At 74.7% G+C, this 17,619-nt stretch carries 15 protein-coding genes; 6 read left to right on the forward strand and 9 right to left on the reverse strand.

Going from position 1 to position 17,619, the window contains the following annotated elements:
* Positions 1–110: 110 nt before the first annotated feature.
* Both ACZ1IK_RS09545 and ACZ1IK_RS09550 read left to right on the forward strand, forming a co-directional pair.
* Complete coding sequence (locus tag ACZ1IK_RS09545; protein ID WP_044659821.1) at positions 111–1,649, forward strand: DUF349 domain-containing protein; 1,539 nt, start codon at positions 111–113, stop codon at positions 1,647–1,649.
* A gap of 85 nt (positions 1,650–1,734) precedes the next feature.
* Positions 1,735–2,352, forward strand: coding sequence for a hypothetical protein (locus ACZ1IK_RS09550; protein WP_036380977.1), 618 nt, complete (start codon positions 1,735–1,737; stop codon positions 2,350–2,352).
* Between the two features lie 11 nt (positions 2,353–2,363).
* Here the strand turns inward: ACZ1IK_RS09550 and ACZ1IK_RS09555 are convergent, their stop codons facing one another.
* From ACZ1IK_RS09555 to ACZ1IK_RS09590, 8 genes are all read right to left on the reverse strand, one after another.
* On the reverse strand, positions 2,364–4,673 hold the full coding sequence (locus tag ACZ1IK_RS09555; protein ID WP_465098480.1) for a RelA/SpoT family protein: 2,310 nt from the start codon (positions 4,671–4,673) through the stop codon (positions 2,364–2,366).
* Between the two features lie 115 nt (positions 4,674–4,788).
* Complete coding sequence (gene secF, locus ACZ1IK_RS09560; protein ID WP_036317952.1) at positions 4,789–5,829, reverse strand: protein translocase subunit SecF; 1,041 nt, start codon at positions 5,827–5,829, stop codon at positions 4,789–4,791.
* A complete protein-coding gene (gene secD / locus ACZ1IK_RS09565; protein WP_036317949.1) occupies positions 5,826–7,646 on the reverse strand; it encodes a protein translocase subunit SecD in 1,821 nt (606 codons plus the stop codon). The genes secF and secD overlap by 4 nt, the downstream gene beginning before the upstream one ends.
* Positions 7,647–7,716: 70 nt before the next feature.
* The gene (locus ACZ1IK_RS09570) at positions 7,717–8,148 is read right to left on the reverse strand and encodes a preprotein translocase subunit YajC (protein ID WP_036317946.1); all 432 of its coding nucleotides are present in this window, start codon (positions 8,146–8,148) and stop codon (positions 7,717–7,719) included.
* Between the two features lie 60 nt (positions 8,149–8,208).
* A complete protein-coding gene (gene ruvB, locus ACZ1IK_RS09575; protein WP_036317944.1) occupies positions 8,209–9,231 on the reverse strand; it encodes a Holliday junction branch migration DNA helicase RuvB in 1,023 nt (340 codons plus the stop codon).
* Complete coding sequence (gene ruvA / locus ACZ1IK_RS09580; protein WP_036317942.1) at positions 9,228–9,872, reverse strand: Holliday junction branch migration protein RuvA; 645 nt, start codon at positions 9,870–9,872, stop codon at positions 9,228–9,230. Before ruvA ends, ruvB begins: the two co-directional genes overlap by 4 nt.
* Positions 9,873–9,952: 80 nt before the next feature.
* Positions 9,953–10,588 carry a crossover junction endodeoxyribonuclease RuvC gene (gene ruvC, locus ACZ1IK_RS09585; protein WP_036317938.1) on the reverse strand — a complete coding sequence of 212 codons (636 nt, stop codon included), beginning with the start codon at positions 10,586–10,588 and terminating at the stop codon, positions 9,953–9,955.
* Between the two features lie 47 nt (positions 10,589–10,635).
* The gene (locus tag ACZ1IK_RS09590) at positions 10,636–11,397 is read right to left on the reverse strand and encodes a YebC/PmpR family DNA-binding transcriptional regulator (protein WP_036317934.1); all 762 of its coding nucleotides are present in this window, start codon (positions 11,395–11,397) and stop codon (positions 10,636–10,638) included.
* A 99-nt stretch (positions 11,398–11,496) separates the two neighbouring features.
* Between ACZ1IK_RS09590 and ACZ1IK_RS09595 the strand changes: the two genes are divergently transcribed.
* Positions 11,497–13,590, forward strand: coding sequence for a M3 family metallopeptidase (locus ACZ1IK_RS09595; protein ID WP_036380983.1), 2,094 nt, complete (start codon positions 11,497–11,499; stop codon positions 13,588–13,590).
* 6 nt (positions 13,591–13,596) lie between these two features.
* Here ACZ1IK_RS09595 and ACZ1IK_RS09600 read toward each other — a convergent pair whose 3' ends face one another.
* Positions 13,597–14,997 carry an alpha/beta hydrolase family protein gene (locus ACZ1IK_RS09600; protein ID WP_020627847.1) on the reverse strand — a complete coding sequence of 467 codons (1,401 nt, stop codon included), beginning with the start codon at positions 14,995–14,997 and terminating at the stop codon, positions 13,597–13,599.
* A gap of 87 nt (positions 14,998–15,084) precedes the next feature.
* On the opposite strand from ACZ1IK_RS09600, the gene msrB reads away from it, so the two are divergent.
* The 3 genes from msrB (at position 15,085) to ACZ1IK_RS09615 (ending at position 17,612) form a co-directional block, all read left to right on the forward strand.
* Positions 15,085–15,600: a peptide-methionine (R)-S-oxide reductase MsrB gene (msrB, locus tag ACZ1IK_RS09605; protein ID WP_020627848.1), complete on the forward strand. Its 516-nt coding sequence runs from the start codon at positions 15,085–15,087 to the stop codon at positions 15,598–15,600.
* A 75-nt stretch (positions 15,601–15,675) separates the two neighbouring features.
* Positions 15,676–16,290, forward strand: a complete 615-nt coding sequence (locus tag ACZ1IK_RS09610; RefSeq protein WP_020627849.1) for a DUF3000 domain-containing protein — start codon at positions 15,676–15,678, stop codon at positions 16,288–16,290.
* A 71-nt stretch (positions 16,291–16,361) separates the two neighbouring features.
* Positions 16,362–17,612 (forward strand): ribonuclease D, encoded by a 1,251-nt coding sequence (locus ACZ1IK_RS09615; protein WP_073116508.1) that lies wholly within the window; start codon positions 16,362–16,364, stop codon positions 17,610–17,612.
* Positions 17,613–17,619 lie beyond the last annotated feature (7 nt).

Below are 17,619 nucleotides of genomic sequence, written 5' to 3' on the forward strand. Positions count from 1 at the left end.
TCTAGGCGCGGGCGCTGTCCGGCCCGGTACGCTGGCCCTGTTCGTGTCCATCCCGACCGGCCGCATCCCTCGACGACTGCGTGCCGGCGCAGTCAGGGAGAGTTCCAGCGGTGACCAATCACATGCAGCCCGACGACCAGCAGTCCCCCGCCACCGAGTCCACCCCCGCGTCGGCCGAGGCCGCCGATACGACCGTGCCCGCCGAGGCCCGGCCCGTCCCCGAGATCGTCCCCGACGCCCCGGCGCACGGTGATTCCTCCCAGCCCGCCGAGACGCCCGCCGTGCCCTCCCCGGCCGCGATGAAGAAGGCCAGCCCGGCCGCCGTGCGCCCCGCGACGCCCGCCGCCGCGTCCGTCGCCCCGGCCCCCGTCGTGGCCCCGACCGTGCCGCCCACCCCGGTGGAGGAGGCCGCCAGGTTCGCCCGGGTGAGCGAGGACGGCCACGTCACGCTGCTGGACGGGCAGGAGGAGCACGCGGTCGGCCAGGTGCCGGACGCGAGCACCGAGGACGCGCTGGCGTACTTCGTGCGCAAGTACGACGACGTGCGCGCCCAGATGGCCCTGTTCGAGCAGCGCATCGCCGCCGGCGCCCCCTCGGGTGAGCTGGGCCGGGCGCTGGGTCAGATGACGACCGCGGTGAACGAGCGCCACATGGTCGGCGACATGGACGCCCTCCGCACCCGCCTGGCGGCCCTGGAGACCCTCCTGGGCGACTACCGCGCCGCGGAACAGGAGGCCCGGCAGGCCGCCCAGGCCGAGCAGCTGGCCACCCGCGAGGCCATCGTCGCCGAGGCCGAGACCTTCGCCCAGACCCCGGCCGAGCGGATGCCCTGGAAGACCGCGTCCAAGCGCATGACGGAGCTGTTCGAGGAGTGGAAGGCCGCCCAGAAGGCCGGTCCGCGTCTGGCCAAGTCGGTCGAGGACGACCTGTGGAAGCGCTTCCGCGGCGCCCGCACCGCGTTCGACAAGACCCGCCGCGCCCACTTCTCCCGGCTGGACGCCGCCTCGGCCGAGGCCAAGCAGGTCAAGGAGCGTCTCATCGCCCGTGCCGAGGAGCTGTCCACCTCCACCGACTGGGGCGTGACCGCCGGCAAGTACCGCGACCTGATGGACGAGTGGAAGCGCGCCCCCCGGGCCTCCCGCAAGGAGGACGACGCCCTCTGGGCCCGCTTCCGCGCCGCCCAGGACGTCTTCTTCGCCGCCCGCAAGGCCGCGAACCAGGAGATCGACCGCGAGTACGGGGCCAACCTGAAGGTGAAGGAGCAGATCCTCGCCGACGGCCAGAAGCTGCTCCCGTTCACGGACGTCAAGGCCGGACGGCGCGCGCTCAACGAGCTGCGCGGGCGGTGGGAGGATGCCGGCCGCGTGCCCCGCGGGGACGTCCGCCGGATGGAGGAGGGCTTCCGCAAGCTCGAGGACGCCCTCAAGCAGGCGGAGAACGAGCACTGGCGCCGCACCGACCCGGAGACCAAGGCCCGCACGAACTCCGCCCTCACGCAGCTCGAGGAGACCATCGCGGGGCTCGAGGCGGATCTCGCCCGGGCCCAGGCCCGGGGCGACCAGCGCGCCGTCAAGAAGGCCCAGGAGGCGCTCGACGCGCGCCTGCAGTGGAAGCAGGCCCTCGAGGCCTCGGCCTCCGAGCTCCGCTGAGCCCCACCCGTCTCGAGCACGCCCCCGCGGCCCGCCTGTCCACAGGCGGCCGCGGGGGCGTCCCCGTCTCTGGCAGGATCCGGGCATGACGACCGTGACGATCGAGGAGACCGCCCCGACCGGGGCACTCGTGCTGGCGGGCGACCCCTTCACGGAGCCGGAGCTGCAGGCGCTCGGCGCGCGGGGCGCCGTGCGGCCGCTGCTGCCCGGGGTGTGGGCGCGGCCGGACGCCGCGGACGATCCCGCGGTCCGGGCCGCTGCCCTGTGGACCCTCGGCGGCCCGCTCCTGGCCGCCGGCTGGACCGCGATCGGCCCGTCGGCGGCCTGGATCCTGGCCGGCGGCGCGGCGCCCGGGCGGCTGCACGCGGCCGTGCCGCACTTCCACCGGCGCCCCGCCGGCGGGGGCCTGCTGCCCTGGACGCTCACGCAGTCGGACGTCGCGGCCGATGCCACGGGCGTCGCCCCCGCCGAGCACGACGTGCTCCGCTTCGGCCCCGTGCGGGTCACGACGCCCGCCCGGACAGTCGAAGACCTGCTGCTCAGCGCCGACCCGGATGCGGCGCGGCGCGCGGCCGCCGTGATCGGCGCCCACGGCGCCGCCGGGCTGCGGGAGCGGCTGGCCCGCCGGACCCGCCGTGCCGGCGTCGTGGCGGCCCGGCGCCGGCTGGGCGCGCTGCTGGCGGCGCTGGACGTCCCCGACTGAGGCCGGGAGGCTCAGGTGCGGTGCACGTCGAAGACGCCGTCGATGCGGCGCACCGCGTCGATCACGTGGCCGAGGAACCGGGGGTCGCCCATCTCGAAGACGAACCGGCTCATCGCCACGCGGTCGCGGGTGGTGTTCACGGAGGCCGAGAGGATGTTCACGTGGTTCTCGGAGAGGACCCGGGTGACGTCGGAGAGCAGCGACTTGCGGTCCAGCGCCTCGATCTGGATCTCCACCAGGTAGACGGTGTCCTGCGACGGCGCCCAGCTGACCGGGGTGCGGCGCTCCGGCTCCTGCGCGAGCAGGGTCGCCAGGTTGGGACAGTCGACCCGGTGCACGGAGACCCCGGAGCCGCGGGTGACGAACCCGTCGATGGCGTCCGGCGGCACCGGGTTGCAGCACCGTGCCAGCTTGGCCATGACGCCGCCGTCGCCGTCCACGAGCACGCCGGCGTCGTTGGTGGCCCGCGCGGGGGCGCGCCGCGACTGGGCCGGGACCAGCTCCTGCAGGTCCACCTCGCCGACGGTCAGCTCGCCCTCCGGCTCGGCCTGCGTCGACGTCGGCGGAGCGAGGCGCTCCGCGACGCGTTCCTGCACGGACTGGGCGGACACGTGGCCGTCGCCGAGGGCCACGAACAGCCCGTCGAGGTCCGCGTAGCCGAGATCCGTGGCCACCTGCACCAGCTCCTCGCCGCCGAGCACCTGCTGCACGGCCATGCCGGCCTTGCGCAGCTGACGGGTCAGCGACTCGCGTCCCCGGTCGGCCTGCTCGTCGCGGCGCTGCGTGGCGAAGTGGTGACGGATCTTGGACCGGGCCCGCGGCGAGACCACGAAGCCCAGCCAATCCCGGCTCGGCCCCGCGTCCTCGGCGCGCGAGGTGAAGACCTCCACGGTGTCGCCGTGGCTGAGCGGCGTGGACAGCGGGACGAGCTTGTCGTTGACCCGGGCGCCGATGGTGCGGTGGCCGACGTCGGTGTGGATGGCGTAGGCGAAGTCCACGGGCGTGGAGCCGGCCGGCAGGGTGCGGATCTCCCCCTTCGGCGTGAAGACGTACACCTCGTCCGCCCCGATCTGGGTGCGCAGCGAGGCGAGGAACTCGTCCGGGTCCCGGGTGTCCGCCTGCCAGTCCATCACCGAGCGCAGCCAGGCCGGCGTGGCCTGCACCGGCGCCTGGCCGGCGACCTGGGCCTTGTACCGCCAGTGCGCGGCGACGCCGTACTCGGCCTGGCGGTGCATCTCCTGCGTGCGGATCTGGATCTCCACCGGCTTGCCGCCCGGCACCATCACCGTGGTGTGCAGGGAGCGGTACATGTTGAGCTTCGGGACCGCGATGTAGTCCTTGAACCGGCCCGGGACCGGGTTCCAGCGCGCGTGGATGACGCCGAGCACGGCGTAGCAGTCACGCACGGAGTCCACGAGCACCCGGATGCCCGTGAGGTCGTGGATGTCGTCGAAGTCCTTCCCGCGCGTCACCATCTTCTGGTAGATCGAGTAGTAGTGCTTCGGCCGTCCGGTGACGGTCGCCCGGATCCGGTGCTCGCGCAGGTGCTCCTCGATCACGGTGCGCAGCGCCGCGATGTGCTTCTCCCGCTCCGGGTTGCGCTCCCCCACGAGGCGCACGATCTCCGCGTACATCTTGGGCTTGAGGGCGGCGAAGGAGAGGTCCTCGAGCTCCCACTTGACGGTGTTCATGCCGAGCCGGTGGGCCAGCGGGGCGTAGATGTCCAAGGTCTCCTGGGCCTTGCGGGCGCTGGACTCCGGGGAGACGTACCGCCACGTCCGCGCGTTGTGCAGCCGGTCGGCGAGCTTGATGAGCAGGACGTTCACGTCCTGGGCCATCGCGATGACCATCTTGCGCACGGTCTCGGCCTGCGCCGCGGCGCCGTAGGTCACCTTGTCCAGCTTGGTCACGCCGTCCACGAGGAGGGCGACCTCGGAGCCGAAGTCGGCGCGGAGGCGCTCCAGGGAGTAGTCCGTGTCCTCGACGGTGTCGTGCAGCAGGGCCGCCAGGAGCGTCGGGCCCGTCACGCCGATCTCGGCGAGGATCGTGGCGACCGCGACGGGGTGGGTGATGTACGGGTCCCCGGAGCGCCGCATCTGCCCCTCGTGTGCCGCGCGGGCGACCTCGAAGGCGCGGACGATCTCGGCCAGCTCGGTCTTGGTGGCTCGCTGCCGCACGGTGCGCATCAGCGGCTCGAGCAGGGGCGAGTACTCGGTGGCGTGCCGGCCGGTCAGGCGTGCGATCCGGCTGCGGGGCCGGACCGGGGCGGGACGGGCCGGGGCGGGACGGGCCGGGGCGGGAGTGGGGTCCTGCTCGCTCATGGGCCACGCCTCCTGACTCGTGCGGCCCCGACCGCTCCGGCCGGGATGATCGGCGAGTCTACCCGCGCCCGTCCCACCCCGCCCCAGGAAGACCACCGGGGCCGCAGCGGCTCCGTCAGAGTCGCGCGCCGTCGTCCCAGGGGGCGACGTCGGGATCGGTGACCGCCTCTGAGGCACGCTCCCGGGCGGCGCGGGCCGCGGCCCGGGCGTCGTGGTCGCGCACGTCCGGGTCGTTGCGGCGCAGCAGGGCGTACAGCGGCGCCTGGAGGAACAGGGTGGACAGGGTGCCCACGATGATGCCCACGAACAGCGCGAGCGCGATGTCCCGCAGCGTGCCGGCACCGAGCAGCCCCGCGCCGATGAACAGGATCGAGCCGACCGGCAGGATGCCGACGACGGAGGTCGTGATGGACCGGACGAGCGTCTGGTTCACCGCGAGGTTCACGTTCTCGACGAAGGAGCGCTCCGGGTCCTCCTCGGCCCCGATCGTGTTCTCGCGGATCTTGTCGAAGACCACCACGGTGTCGTAGAGCGCGTACGACAGGATCGTGAGGAAGCCGATGATGGCCGACGGCGTGATCTCGAAGCCGGTGGCGCCGTAGATGCCGGCGGTCAGCGCGACCACGTAGAGCATGCCGAGCACGGCGGCCAGGGACATCTTCCAGGTGCGGAAGTACACGGCCATGAACAGGGTCACGAGCACCACGAAGATCACCAGGCCGATCAGGGCCTGCTGCGACACCGCGGCGCCCCAGGTCGGCCCCACGAAGGTCGAGGTCACCTGGTCCTGGCCGACGCCGTAGGCCTCCTGCAGGTTCGCGGCCACGGCTCGGGTCTGGGCGTCGTCGAGCTGCTCGGTCTGGACGCGCACGGTGCCCGGGGCGACGTTCGTGACGGTGGCGTGGCCGTCGGCCAGCACGTCGGTCACGGCGCGCTCGCCCGCGGCCACGTCGGTGGAGGCCGTCTGCGAGACGGTGAACTCGGAGCCGCCCCGGAACTCGATGCCGAGGTTGAAGCCACCGCGGAGGGCGGTCAGGCCGCCGGCGAGGACGAGCAGCAGGGCGGCGAGGGCGAACCACCGCCGCCAGCGCTGGATGAACGGGTAGGAGATGCGGCCCGAGTAGAGGGCGTTGCCCCAGTCGGCGAAGCGGTTCACTGGTCCTCCTCCTGGCGGCGTCGCTCGGCGCGGCGTCGCTCGGCGATCGTCATGGGCGGCGCGGTGCGCGAGCGGCGGCCGCCCCCCCGGGCGGACGAGCCCGCGCGGGGGGCGCCCGTCGCGACGAGCGGGCGCGGGGCGTCGGCGGCCGCCGCGTCAGCCGGCTCGTCGGAGTCCTCCGCCGGGAGCCCGGTGCGGGGGGCGTGGGCGGGCTCGCGGAAGCGGCCGGCGCCCTGATACAGGGACGGCCCGCCCAGCAGCGACGGGTCCAGTCCGGACATCGGGTGTCCCTCGCCCACGAAGCGGGTCTGGGCCAACAGCACCATGAGCGGGTGGGTGAACATGAACACCACGATCAGGTCGGCGATCGCGGTGAGGCCGAGGGTGAACGCGAAGCCGCGCACGTTGCCGACGGCCACGAAGTACAGCACGACGGCGGCCAGCAGGTTCACGGCCTTGGACGCGGTGATCGTCCGCCGGGCGCGCTTCCAGCCCTCGTGCACGGCGACGGGCACGGTGTGGCCCGCGCGCAGCTCGTCCTTGATGCGTTCGAAGTAGACGATGAACGAGTCCGCCGTCAGACCGATCGCCACGATGAGCCCGGCGATGCCCGCGAGGGACAGGCGGTAGTTGTCCGTCCAGCCCAGGATCGCGATGGTCAGCCACGTCAGCACGCCCGCCACGATGATCGAGGCGAAGGTCAGCAGGCCCAGGGCCCGATACTGGAAGAACTGGTACACGGCCACGAGGCCGAGGCCGATCAGGCCGGCGATCAGGCCCCAGAAGAGCTGGTCCCGGCCGAGCGTGGCGGAGATCTGCTGCTCGGACTCGATCGAGAAGGAGATCGGCAGGGAGCCGTAGTTGAGCTGCTCGGCCAACTGCGCCGTCGTCTGCTCGTTCAGGGTGGGGCCGCTGATCTGCGCGCTGCCGTTGGTGATGACCACGTTGGACTGCGGCGCGGAGATCACGTCCCCGTCCAGCAGGATCGCGAACTGCTTGCGCGGGTCGCCCTCGGGGTACGGGGTGAGCTTCTGGGTGACCTCCGTGAAGGCCTTGGTGCCCTCCTCGTCGAACTCGATGTTGACGACCCACTGGTTGGTGGAGACGCCGCCCTGGGCCTGGGCCATGCCGTTGGACGCGCCCTTGATCTGGGTGCCCGGGATGACCACGGGGCCCAGGATGTACTTCTGGGCCGGCGTGACGGCGCCGTCGGCGAGCTCCTCGGAGGGCTGGCAGGCGACGATCGCCCGGTCGGACGGCGGCGGGGGCGCGGCCGGGTCCCGCGGGGCGGTGCAGTCCGTGGCCTGGAACTCGGCCAGCAGGGCCGGGGTGACCCAGTTCGGGTCGTAGGCGTCCGCCGGCTCCCCGTCGGGCTTCGGCAGCTGGTCTTCTGGCAGGCGCTGGTCCTCGGGGGTGGCCTCCCCCGGGCCGGACTGCAGCACGGGGCGGAACTGCATGTCCGCGGACGCCTGGATCAGGCGGCGGGTCTCCTCGTCCGGGACCCCGGGCAGGGAGACGACCACGTTCTGGGAGCCCTGCGTGGCGACCTCCGCCTCGGCCACGCCGGAGCCGTCCACACGCTGGCGGATGATCTCCACGGCCTGGTCCAGCTGCTCGGGGGTGACGGACTCGCCCGTCGAGGTCTGGGGGGCCAGCACCATCTGCGTGCCGCCCTCGAGGTCGAGGGCGAGCTTGGGAGCCCAGGAGGCCGCGCCGGAGGCCACGCCCCCGCCGAGGATCGCGGCCAGGACCACGAGGAGGGCGGCCAGCCAGGCCAGGGTGCGCCCGGCGGAGCCGGTGGGTGTTCTCTTCGCCATTGCTCAGGTGCTTCCGTCACATTCGAGCGGCCCCGCCAGGCGGGGCCGCGTGTGCAGGGGTGGGTGGGCCTCAGGCCAGGTCGTCGCGGCGCGGACGCGGGTCGTCGGCGTCGTCGGCGCGGTACTCGGTGCCGGGGGCGTCATCCAGACGCGACGGGTCCGTGGTGGGCGCGGCGGCCGTCTCCGGCTCCACGACGGTGGTGACGCCCTGCAGGTGCACGTCCATGCGGGTGCCCGGGGCGGTCTCCAGCGTCACCCGCTGGCCCTCGGTGTCCACGGCCACGACGGTGCCGAAGATGCCGGCGCCCGTCATGACCTCGACGCCTGGGGCGAGGGTGCTGCGCATCTGCGCCTGCTGCTGCTGCATCTTCTTGCCCTTGCGGAAGGAGAGGAAGAGCATCACCGCGAGCAGGGCGAAGGCGATGAGCATGAGCAGGCTGCCGCCACCCCCCTGGGCCTGCTGAGCGATCACGGGCAGGGTCGCGGCGGTGGCGACGGGCATGGGGGACTCCTGATGCTCGGGGTGGGCGGGCCTGTCCAGTGTAGGGGCCCGCCCTGGGCGTCACGGCCCCGGCGTGGCCTCCGGAGCGGCGAGGCCCAGGTGCTCCCAGGCCCCCGGCAGCGCGACGCGGCCACGGGGGGTCCGCGCCACCATGCCCTCGCGGATGAGGAAGGGCTCGGCCACGGTCTCCACGGTCTCGGCCTCCTCCCCCACGGCGGTGGCCAGCGTGCTGAGCCCCACGGGCCCGCCGCCGAACGTGGTGCACAGGGCCGTGAGCACGGACCGGTCGAGCCGGTCCAGGCCGCGCCCGTCGACCTCGTACATGTCCAGGGCGGCGGCGGCGTCGTGCGCGCCGACCTCGGCCAGCCCCTTCACGAGCGCCCAGTCCCGCACGCGGCGCAGCAAGCGGTTGGCGATGCGCGGGGTGCCGCGCGAGCGCCGGGCGATCTGCCGGTACCCCTCCGTGGCCAGCCGCATGTCCAGCAGCAGGGCGGAGCGGCGCAGGACGCGCTCGAGCTCCACCTCGGTGTAGAAGTCCAGATGGCCCGTGAAGCCGAAGCGGTCGCGCAGCGGCCCCGGCAGGAGGCCGGCCCGCGTGGTGGCGCCGACGAGCGTGAAGGGCGGCAGCTCGAGCGGGATCGAGGTGGCGCCGGCGCCCTTGCCCACCACGATGTCCACCCGGAAGTCCTCCATGGCCATGTAGAGCATCTCCTCGGCCGGGCGGGACATCCGGTGGATCTCGTCGAGGAAGAGCACCTCGCCCTCGGTGAGCGAGGACAGGATGGCCGCGAGGTCGCCCGCATGCTGGATCGCGGGGCCGGAGGACAGCCGCAGGGGGGCGTTCATCTCCGCGGCCACGATCATCGCCAGCGTGGTCTTGCCGAGCCCGGGCGGACCGGAGAGCAGGACGTGGTCCGCGGCGCGGTCGCGCAGCCGGGCGGAGGCGAGCATGAGGTCCAGCTGCTCGCGCACGCGCATCTGGCCCACGAACTCGTCCAGGTGCTTGGGGCGCAGCGCGGCCTCGAGCCGACGCTCCTCCGGGTCGACGGCCGCCGCGGACAGCGGCGAGGACTCCGCGCTCATCGCCCGCCTCGCACAGAGCCGGCCATGCCGACGTCGCGCAGGGTGGCACGCAGCAGCGCGGCGACGTCGCGGCCCTCGTCCAGCTCCGGGCGGGCCGCCACGGTGGCCTCGACGGCCTTGAGCGCCTCCTTCTCGGACCAGCCCAGGCCGGCCATCGCCTGCACGACGTCGGCGTGCCAGAGCGCCTCGACGGTCGGCTCGGCGCTCGCCTCGGCCTCCGCCTCGGGCACCGGCTCCCCGGTGGGCGCGAGGCGGCCGGAGAGCTCGACGATGATCTTGCGCGCCATCTTCGGCCCGATGCCGGGCACGCGGGTGAGGGTCTTCTCGTCCTCCTCGGTGACCGCCCGGCGCACGGTCTCGGGGTGGTGGACGGAGAGGATCGCCAGGGCGAGGCGGGGACCCACGCCGTTGGCCGTGATGAGCACCTCGAACACCTCGCGCTCGTCGCGGTCCGCGAAGCCGTAGAGGGTCAGGGCGTCCTCCTTGACCACGAGGTGGGTCTGCACCGCCCCCGGCCGGCCCTCGTGCAGGGTGGCCAGCGTCTGCGGGGTGGCGGAGAACTGCACACCCAGGCCGCCGACGGCGATGACCGCCCGGTCGAGGGCCACGTGCTCGACGGTGCCGCTGAGCGAGGCGATCATGAGGGGCCCTCCTGTCGGGACGGACGGACGCCGGTCGGCGCGGATTCGAACATATCATCGAACGCCGGCCCGGCAGCGGCCTACCGGCGTCGCCCGCCGCCCGCCGAGCGCTCGGCGTCGAGCCAGGCCCGCTGCGCGGCGGTGAGCTGGCCCCGCGGGCGGGCGCGCGCGGGCGCCTTGGCGGCGAACTGCGAGCGCCCCGCCCGGGAGGCGAGGTCCGCGGTGTCGAGGCCGGTCTGGCCGGCGGCCGCGCCGAGGGCGGTGCCGCGCCAGCCGTGGGCGATGGCCAAGGCGAGGGCGTCGGCCGCGTCGGCCGGGCGCGGCGGGGCGTCGAGGCGGAGGATCCGGGTGACCATCGTGGTGACCTGCTCCTTGCCCGCATCGCCGTGTCCGGTGACGGCGGCCTTGACCTCGGAGGGGGTGTGCAGGCCCACGGGGACGCCGGCGCGCGCGGCCGCGGCGATCGCCACGCCCGCGGCCTGGGCCGTGCCCAGCACGGTCGGCGTGTTCGTGTTCGCGAACATGCGCTCGACGGCGGCGCGATCGGGCCGGTGCGCGGCGAGGACCGCGGAGACGGCCTCGTCGATGCGCAGGAGGCGCTGGTCCAGGGGGGCGGTGGGCGGGGTGCCCGTGACCTCGACGTGGACGAGCGCGGCCCGCCGTCGCGCGTCCACGTCCACCACGGCGATCCCGCAGCGGGTGAGCCCCGGGTCCACCCCGAGGATCCGGACGACGTCGGCGGGCCGGCGCGCGCTCAGCGCGATCAGTCCTCGTCGAGCTCGGCGAGGACCTCGGGGGCGATGTCCACGTTCGAGAAGACGTTCTGGACGTCGTCGAGGTCCTCGAGGGCATCGGCCAGCTTGAGGAAGGTGCGGGCGCCCGACGCGTCCAGGTCCACCTTCATGGTGGGGACGAACTCGAGCTCGTCGGACTCGTACTCCACGCCCGCCTCGTCGAGGGCCTTGGCCACGGACTGCAGGTCGGAGGGGTCCGAGAGGATCTCGAAGGAGTCGCCGGAGACGACGACCTCCTCGGCGTCGGCGCCGCCCTCGAGCACGGCCTCGAGCAGGCCGTCCTCGGTGTTGCCCTCGGCGGGCAGGCGCACGAGGCCCTTGCGCTCGAAGAGGAAGGAGACGGAGCCGGAGTCGGCCATGGTGCCGCCGTTGCGGGTGACGGCCGCGCGCACGTCCGCGGCGGCGCGGTTCTTGTTGTCGGTCAGGCACTCGACCAGCAGCGCCGAGCCCTGGGGGCCGCGGACCTCGTACATGATCTCGGCGTAGTCGATGACCTCGCCGGTGAGGCCGGCGCCGCGCTTGACGGCGCGGTCGATGTTGTCGTTGGGCACCGAGGCCTTCTTGGCCTTGGACACGGCCAGGTCGAGGGCGGGGTTGCCGGCGACGTCGGGTCCGCCGGCACGTGCCGCGACCTCGATGTTCTTGATGTACTTCGCGAACGCCTTGGCGCGCCGCGCGTCGATGACGGCCTTCTTGTGCTTGGTGGTCGCCCACTTGGAATGTCCTGCCATCACGCCTCCTCAGGTCTGGATCTCGTCTGCTGGCTCGACCGCCCAGTCTAGCGACGCCCGGTGGGGTGGCGCGGATCACGGCTGACTACACTCGCGCCCATGACCCACACCTCCGCGCCCTCCGTCCTGCCCGCCGACCACCCGCTGGCGACCCCCTCCGACCTGCCCTACGGGCTGCCCGACTTCTCCGCCGTCTCCGACGCGCAGCTGGCCGAGGCCGTGCGCGCGGGGATGGCGGCCCAGCGCGCCGAGGTCGACCAGATCCTCGGGGCGGCCACGGCGCCGACCTTCGAGAACACCGTCCGTGCGCTCGAGCTGTCCGGCCAGCTGCTGCGCCGCTCCGCCGCGATGTTCTTCACGCTCGTCGGCTCGGACGGCACGGATGCGCGGCAGGCCCTGGCCGAGGAGCTCTCCCCCGAGCTCGCGGCCCACGAGGACGCGATCCTGCTGGACCCGCGGCTGGCGGCGCGCGCCGCTTCGATCGACGACGGCGGCCTCACGGGCGAGGACGCCCGCCTGCTGGAGACGCTGCGCCTGCGCCTCTCCCTGGCGGGGGCGGACCTGGACGAGGCCGCGCGCGAGGAGCTGCGCGGGATCAACACGGAGCTGGCGTCCCTCTCGGCCGCCTACACGCGCCGCCTCGTCGCGGACACCGCCGCCCGCGCCGTGCTCGTCACGGACCGCGAGCGCCTGGCCGGTCTGAGCGAGGACGACCTGGCCGCGGCGGCGGGGGCGGCCGCCGAGGCGGGGCACGGGGACGGGGACGCGGCGGCGGGCCCGTGGCTGCTGACGCTGTCCCTGTTCACGTCGCAGCCGTGGCTGGCGTCCCTGCAGGACGAGGGGATGCGGCGCGAGGTGTTCGAGGCGTCGACGGGCCGGGGCGGGTCCGGGGAGCACGAGACGCTGACGACGGCGATGGCGATGGTGCGGCTGCGGCTGCGCAAGGCGCGGCTGCTGGGGGCGCAGAGCTGGGCCGAGCAGGCGCTGAAGGACCGGGCGGCGCCGTCGACGGCGGCCGTGGAGGAGCTGCTGGCCGCGATGGCGCCGCGGGCGATGGCCAACGCGCGGGCGGACGCGGCGACGGCGGCGGCGCACGCGGGCCGGACGGACGCCGAGGTGGCCCCATGGGACTGGCCGGCGCTGTCCGCGGCGTACGCGCGGGAGGAGTTCGCGGTGGACGCGGACGCCCTGCGCCCGTACTTCGAGCTGGACCGGGTGCTGACCGAGGGCGTGTTCGCGGCGGCGACGGCGCTGTACGGGCTCACGTTCGCCGAGCGCCCGGAGCTGGCGCGGCACCTGTACCGCCCCGGGATCCGGGTGTTCGAGGTGACGGGTGAGGACGGTGCCGGGGTGGGTCTGTTCGTCGCGGACCTGTTCGCGCGGCCGACCAAGTCGGGCGGTGCCTGGATGCACACGGTGCGGGACATGGCGGACGCCCTGGGCGAGCGCCCGGTGGTGTTCACCACGATGAATGTGCCGGCCCCGGCGGCGGGGCGTCCGGCCCTGCTGACGCTGGATGAGGCCACGACGCTGTTCCACGAGTTCGGCCACGCCCTGCACGGGCTGCTGGCCCGGGGCGAGTACGCCTCGCTCACCGGGACGAACGTGCCGCGCGACGTCGTCGAGTTCCCGTCGCAGGTCAACGAGGTGTGGCTGCGCGAGCCGTCCCTGCTGGCCGCGTACGCGCGGCACGTGGAGTCGGGCGAGCCGCTGCCGGCGGGGACGCTGGAGCGGCTCGAGGCGGCGGACCTGTGGGGCGAGGGGCACCGCACGGTCGAGTATTTGGGCGCGGCGCTCGTGGACTGGGCCTGGCACTCGCTGACGGAGGAGACGGTGGACGCCGCCACGGCCGACCCGGCCGCGTTCGAGCGCCGGGTGCTGACCGAGGCGGGCATCGACCCGGACCTGGTGCCTCCGCGCTACGGCACCGGCTACTTCAAGCACATCTTCGGCGGCGGCTACGCGGCCGGGTACTACTCCTACGTGTGGGCCGAGGTGCTGGACGCGGACGCCGTGGAGTGGTTCCGCGAGCACGGCGGGATGACGCGGGAGAACGGCCGCCGGTTCGCGGACGAGCTGCTCTCGCGGGGCGATACGCGTGACCTGCTGGAGTCCTACCGCGCGTTCCGTGGCCGGGACGCCGAGCTCGAGCCGCTGCTGCGCCGTCGGGGGCTGGCGGACGCCGCGGCCTGAGCGCGGTCAGCGCCCCCGGCCGCCGGGGCGGGGGGCGCTGAGCACGGCGCGCAGCCAGCCGCGCACGGTGGTGTCCCACTTGCGCGGGTCCACGTTCTGCTCGCGGGTGTGGCGGGCCTGGTGGAAGCGGACGAACCGCACGAGGTCCGGGTTGCGCTCGGCCAGGTCCTGCGAGGGGCCGACGGGCACGTACTCGTCGTCCTCGGAGTGCAGGATCAGCGTGGGCACACGCACGTGGTCGGCGCGGGTCACCCAGTCCAGGGCCTTGAGGTCCACGGGGGCGGCCAGGCCCGTGATGAACCGGCCGGCCCGGTTGGCCAGCAGCCACTGGCCGAGCAGGCCCACGGCTTCGGGGATCCGGTTGAGCCGGGCCTGGTGGCGCAGCACGTCCACCCAGTCGATGACGGGGCCCGTCAGGACCACGCCGCGCACGTGCGGGGCCAGCGGGGAGCGGTCCACGGTCTGCAGCACCACGGCCCCGCCCATGGACCAGCCGAAGAGGACGACGTCCCGGGCGCCGTGGTCGAGGGCGTAGCGGATGGCCGCCTCGACGTCCTCCCATTCGGTGGTGCCGAGCCCGTAGCGGGCGTCGGCGGCGTCCGGGGCGTCGCCGTCGTTGCGGTAGGAGATCAGCAGCGACGTCATGCCCAGGCGGCGGGCGGTCGGCACGGCGCGGATGCCCTCGTTGCGGCGCGCGCCGCGGCCGTGGACCATCACCGCCCACAGCCCCTCCGCGGGACGGGGTTCGCCGTCCTCGCTGGGGTCCGGCTCGATGCGCCATGCGCGGGCGTGGCCGCCGGGCACCGGCACCTGCACGTCCTCGGCGTCGAGCCCGGCGTCGGCGGGGGTCGGGTAGACGAAGCCGGTGAACCGGCCCCGGGTCGCCGTCGTCAGATCGCCGGAGAAGACCTCCTCGACCGCGCGCTGCACCGTGCCGTCCCGGGGGTCGAAGGAGGTGATCTCCCCGATGCGGGCGCATCCGGCGCCGTCGTCGAACGTGAGGGAGTACTGGCCGGGCACGGTGGTGTACTCGTCGGCCTGCAGGATCACGTCCTGCCCGGCGGGCGTGTCGACGACGGCGAGGATCGGCGTGGACTCGGCGTGGCGGCGCACGGGGGTCACCACGGTGCGGGCGAACACGCCTGCGAGCGCCGAGCTCGCCCCGGCCAGCACGAAGGCGGAGGCCGCGGCGACGCTGAGCACGGGCGGGGCCCAGCGGGCCACCGGGGAGGCCACGGCCACGCCGCCGCGCACCGATCCGGTGACTCCGCGGCGGACCAGGCGGCCCGCTCGGCGGACGCGGGAGTCGCGACCCCCGGCCCGCCGGGCTGCCACGGTGACGGCGGCGGCCAGGGCGGGCGGCAGGTCGGCGGGGTGGGGACGGGGACGGCGGGGTCGTGCGGCCATGCGCGCCATTGTCCTCCACGGGCGGGCGCGCCCGCCAATGCGACGCCGGTCGGGAACACGACGGCGCTCCGGACCGTTGCACCGGGCATGACCGAGACTCCCCACACCCCCCATGACGGCCCCACCCCCGACCCCGCGCGGGACGTCCCCGCTCCCGAGCAGACCCTGGCCGCCCCGGGCGGCGCCCGCCTGACGGACGAGGAGTGGGCCCGACGGCTCACGCCCGAGGAGTTCCAGGTGCTGCGCCGGGCCGGCACGGAACGGCCCTTCACGGGCGAGTACTGGGACTCGCACGTGAAGGGCGTGTACGCGTGCCGGGCGTGCGGATCCGAGCTGTTCCGCTCGGACGAGAAGTTCGACGCGCACTGCGGCTGGCCCTCGTTCTTCGCACCGCTCGCGGAGGACCGGGTGGAGTACCTGAAGGACACCACCCTGGGCATGGAGCGGATCGAGGTGCGGTGCGCGGCGTGCGGCTCCCACATGGGTCACGTCTTCGCGGGCGAGGGCTATGACACCCCCACGGACCTGCGCTACTGCATCAACTCGATCTCGCTGCGCCTGGCCCCCGCCGACGACGCGGCGGCCCCGGACGGGGCGCGCTGATCCGGTGCGGGAGCGCCGTGGCGTCCACGGCGCGCCCCCGCGGCCCGCTGGGCCCCGCAGCCTAGGCTGACGGGCATGAGCGTGATCGGGCCCCGTCGCCTCTCCGCCGCCCCCGGGGCGGTCGAGGCGCCCGTGCCGCCGGGGGTGTTCCGGCGTGCCCTGGCGGACCTGCGCGATGCGCGGCCACGGACCGAGGTGCGGCTGCGGGAGATCCCGGCACCCGAGGGGCAGGCGCCCTTCGCCGTCGCCCTCGCCGCCGACGTGTGCGACGGGCCGGGCGCGACCGGCGGCGTGCTGGCCACGGGGCGGTTCGTCCTCCTGCACGACCCGGCCCCGGACGCCCGGTGGCCGGGAGGCTTCCGGGCGGTGACATGGATCCGTGCGAGCCTGGAACCGGACGTCGCACTGGACCAGCTGGCCGGCGCCGTCGCGTGGACGTGGCTCGTGGAGGCGCTCGAGCGCCGCCACGCCGAGCACTCCCACGCCGGCGGCACCGCGACGCGCAGCATCGCGGAGGGCTTCGGGACGCTCAGTGCGGCCCCGGACACCACCGACATCGAGCTGCGCGCCTCGTGGACCCCGGCCCCGCGGGACCTCGGCTCGCATCTCGAGGCGTGGTCGGACATGATCTGCGCGTTCGCCGGTCTGCCGCCCGAGCACGCCGCGGACGTCCACACGGCCGGCCCCTGACCGCGCGCCCGCGCCTCCGACACACCGGGCCCCGGCCCGTCCCCGCCCCGACCTCCCCGAACAGGAGCAGCATGACCGACGCCCCCGAGACGGCCGCCCCGGACGCGCCCCCGCGGCTGATCGCCACACCGGCCGGTGGAGTCCCCCGGCTCACCGACACCCGCGCGGGCCTGGAGGCCTGCGCCGCGGCGCTCGCCGCGGGGACCGGGCCCGTCGCCATCGACGCGGAGCGCGCCTCCGGGATCCGGTACGGCCAGCGGGCTATGCTCGTCCAGCTCAAGCGCGAGGGCGCCGGCATCTGGCTCGTCGATCCCGAAGCCCTCGACGGGCTGGCCCCGCTGCAGGAGGCCCTCGCGGGCGTCGAGTGGATCCTGCACGCGGCCAGCCAGGACCTGCCCTGCCTGGCCGAGCAGGGGCTGCGCCCCGATCGGCTGTTCGACACCGAGCTCGCGGCCCGGGTGTCCGGCCTGCCGCGCGTCGGCCTGGCCGCGGTCCTGGAGGAGCTGCTGGGGGTCACCCTCGCCAAGGAGCATTCGGCCGCCGACTGGTCGGTGCGTCCGCTGCCCGAGGCGATGCTCACCTACGCGGCGCTCGACGTCGAGCTGCTCGTCCCGCTGCGCGAGGCCCTGATCGCGCGCCTCGAGGCCGACGGCAAGCTCGCGTGGGCCGAGCAGGAGTTCGAGCACGTGCGCACGGCCCCGCCGCCCACGCCGAAGAAGGACCCCTGGCGCGGCACCTCGGGCTCCCAGACGCTGCGCCGCCCCGTGCAGCGCGCGGTCCTCAAGCGCCTGTGGGAGGCCCGCGAGGACCTCGCCCGCCACCGCGACGTCGCCCCCGGCCGGCTCATCCCGGACCGGTCGATCGTCGCCGCCGCGGCCGCCCAGCCGCGCACCGTCCCCGCCCTGCGCCAGACCTCCGGCTTCCACGGCCGCGCCGCGAGCCGCGAGGCCCCGCGCTGGATCGCCGCGATCCGGGCCGGCGTTGAGGACGCCGAGCGGGACGACGCCCCCGCGGCGCAGATCCGCACCGGGGACGGCCCGCCCCCACCCCGGGCCTGGAAGGACCGGGACCCGGTGGCGGACCGCCGCCTGCGCACGGCCAAGGCCCGCGTCGCCCGACGGGCCGAGCAGCTGGGGATGCCCACCGAGAACCTCCTCACCCCGGACACCCTTCGGCGGATCTGCTGGACCCCGCCCGCCCCGATCACCCCCGAGACCGTCGACGCGTTCCTGACGGAGCGGGGCGCGCGCCCGTGGCAGGTGGAGAACGTCGGCGCGATCGTCACGGTCGCGCTCCTCGACCCCGATCCCGCCGGCGCCTGAGCCCCCG

It is taken from the genome of Micrococcus sp. CS26, assembly GCF_055522295.1.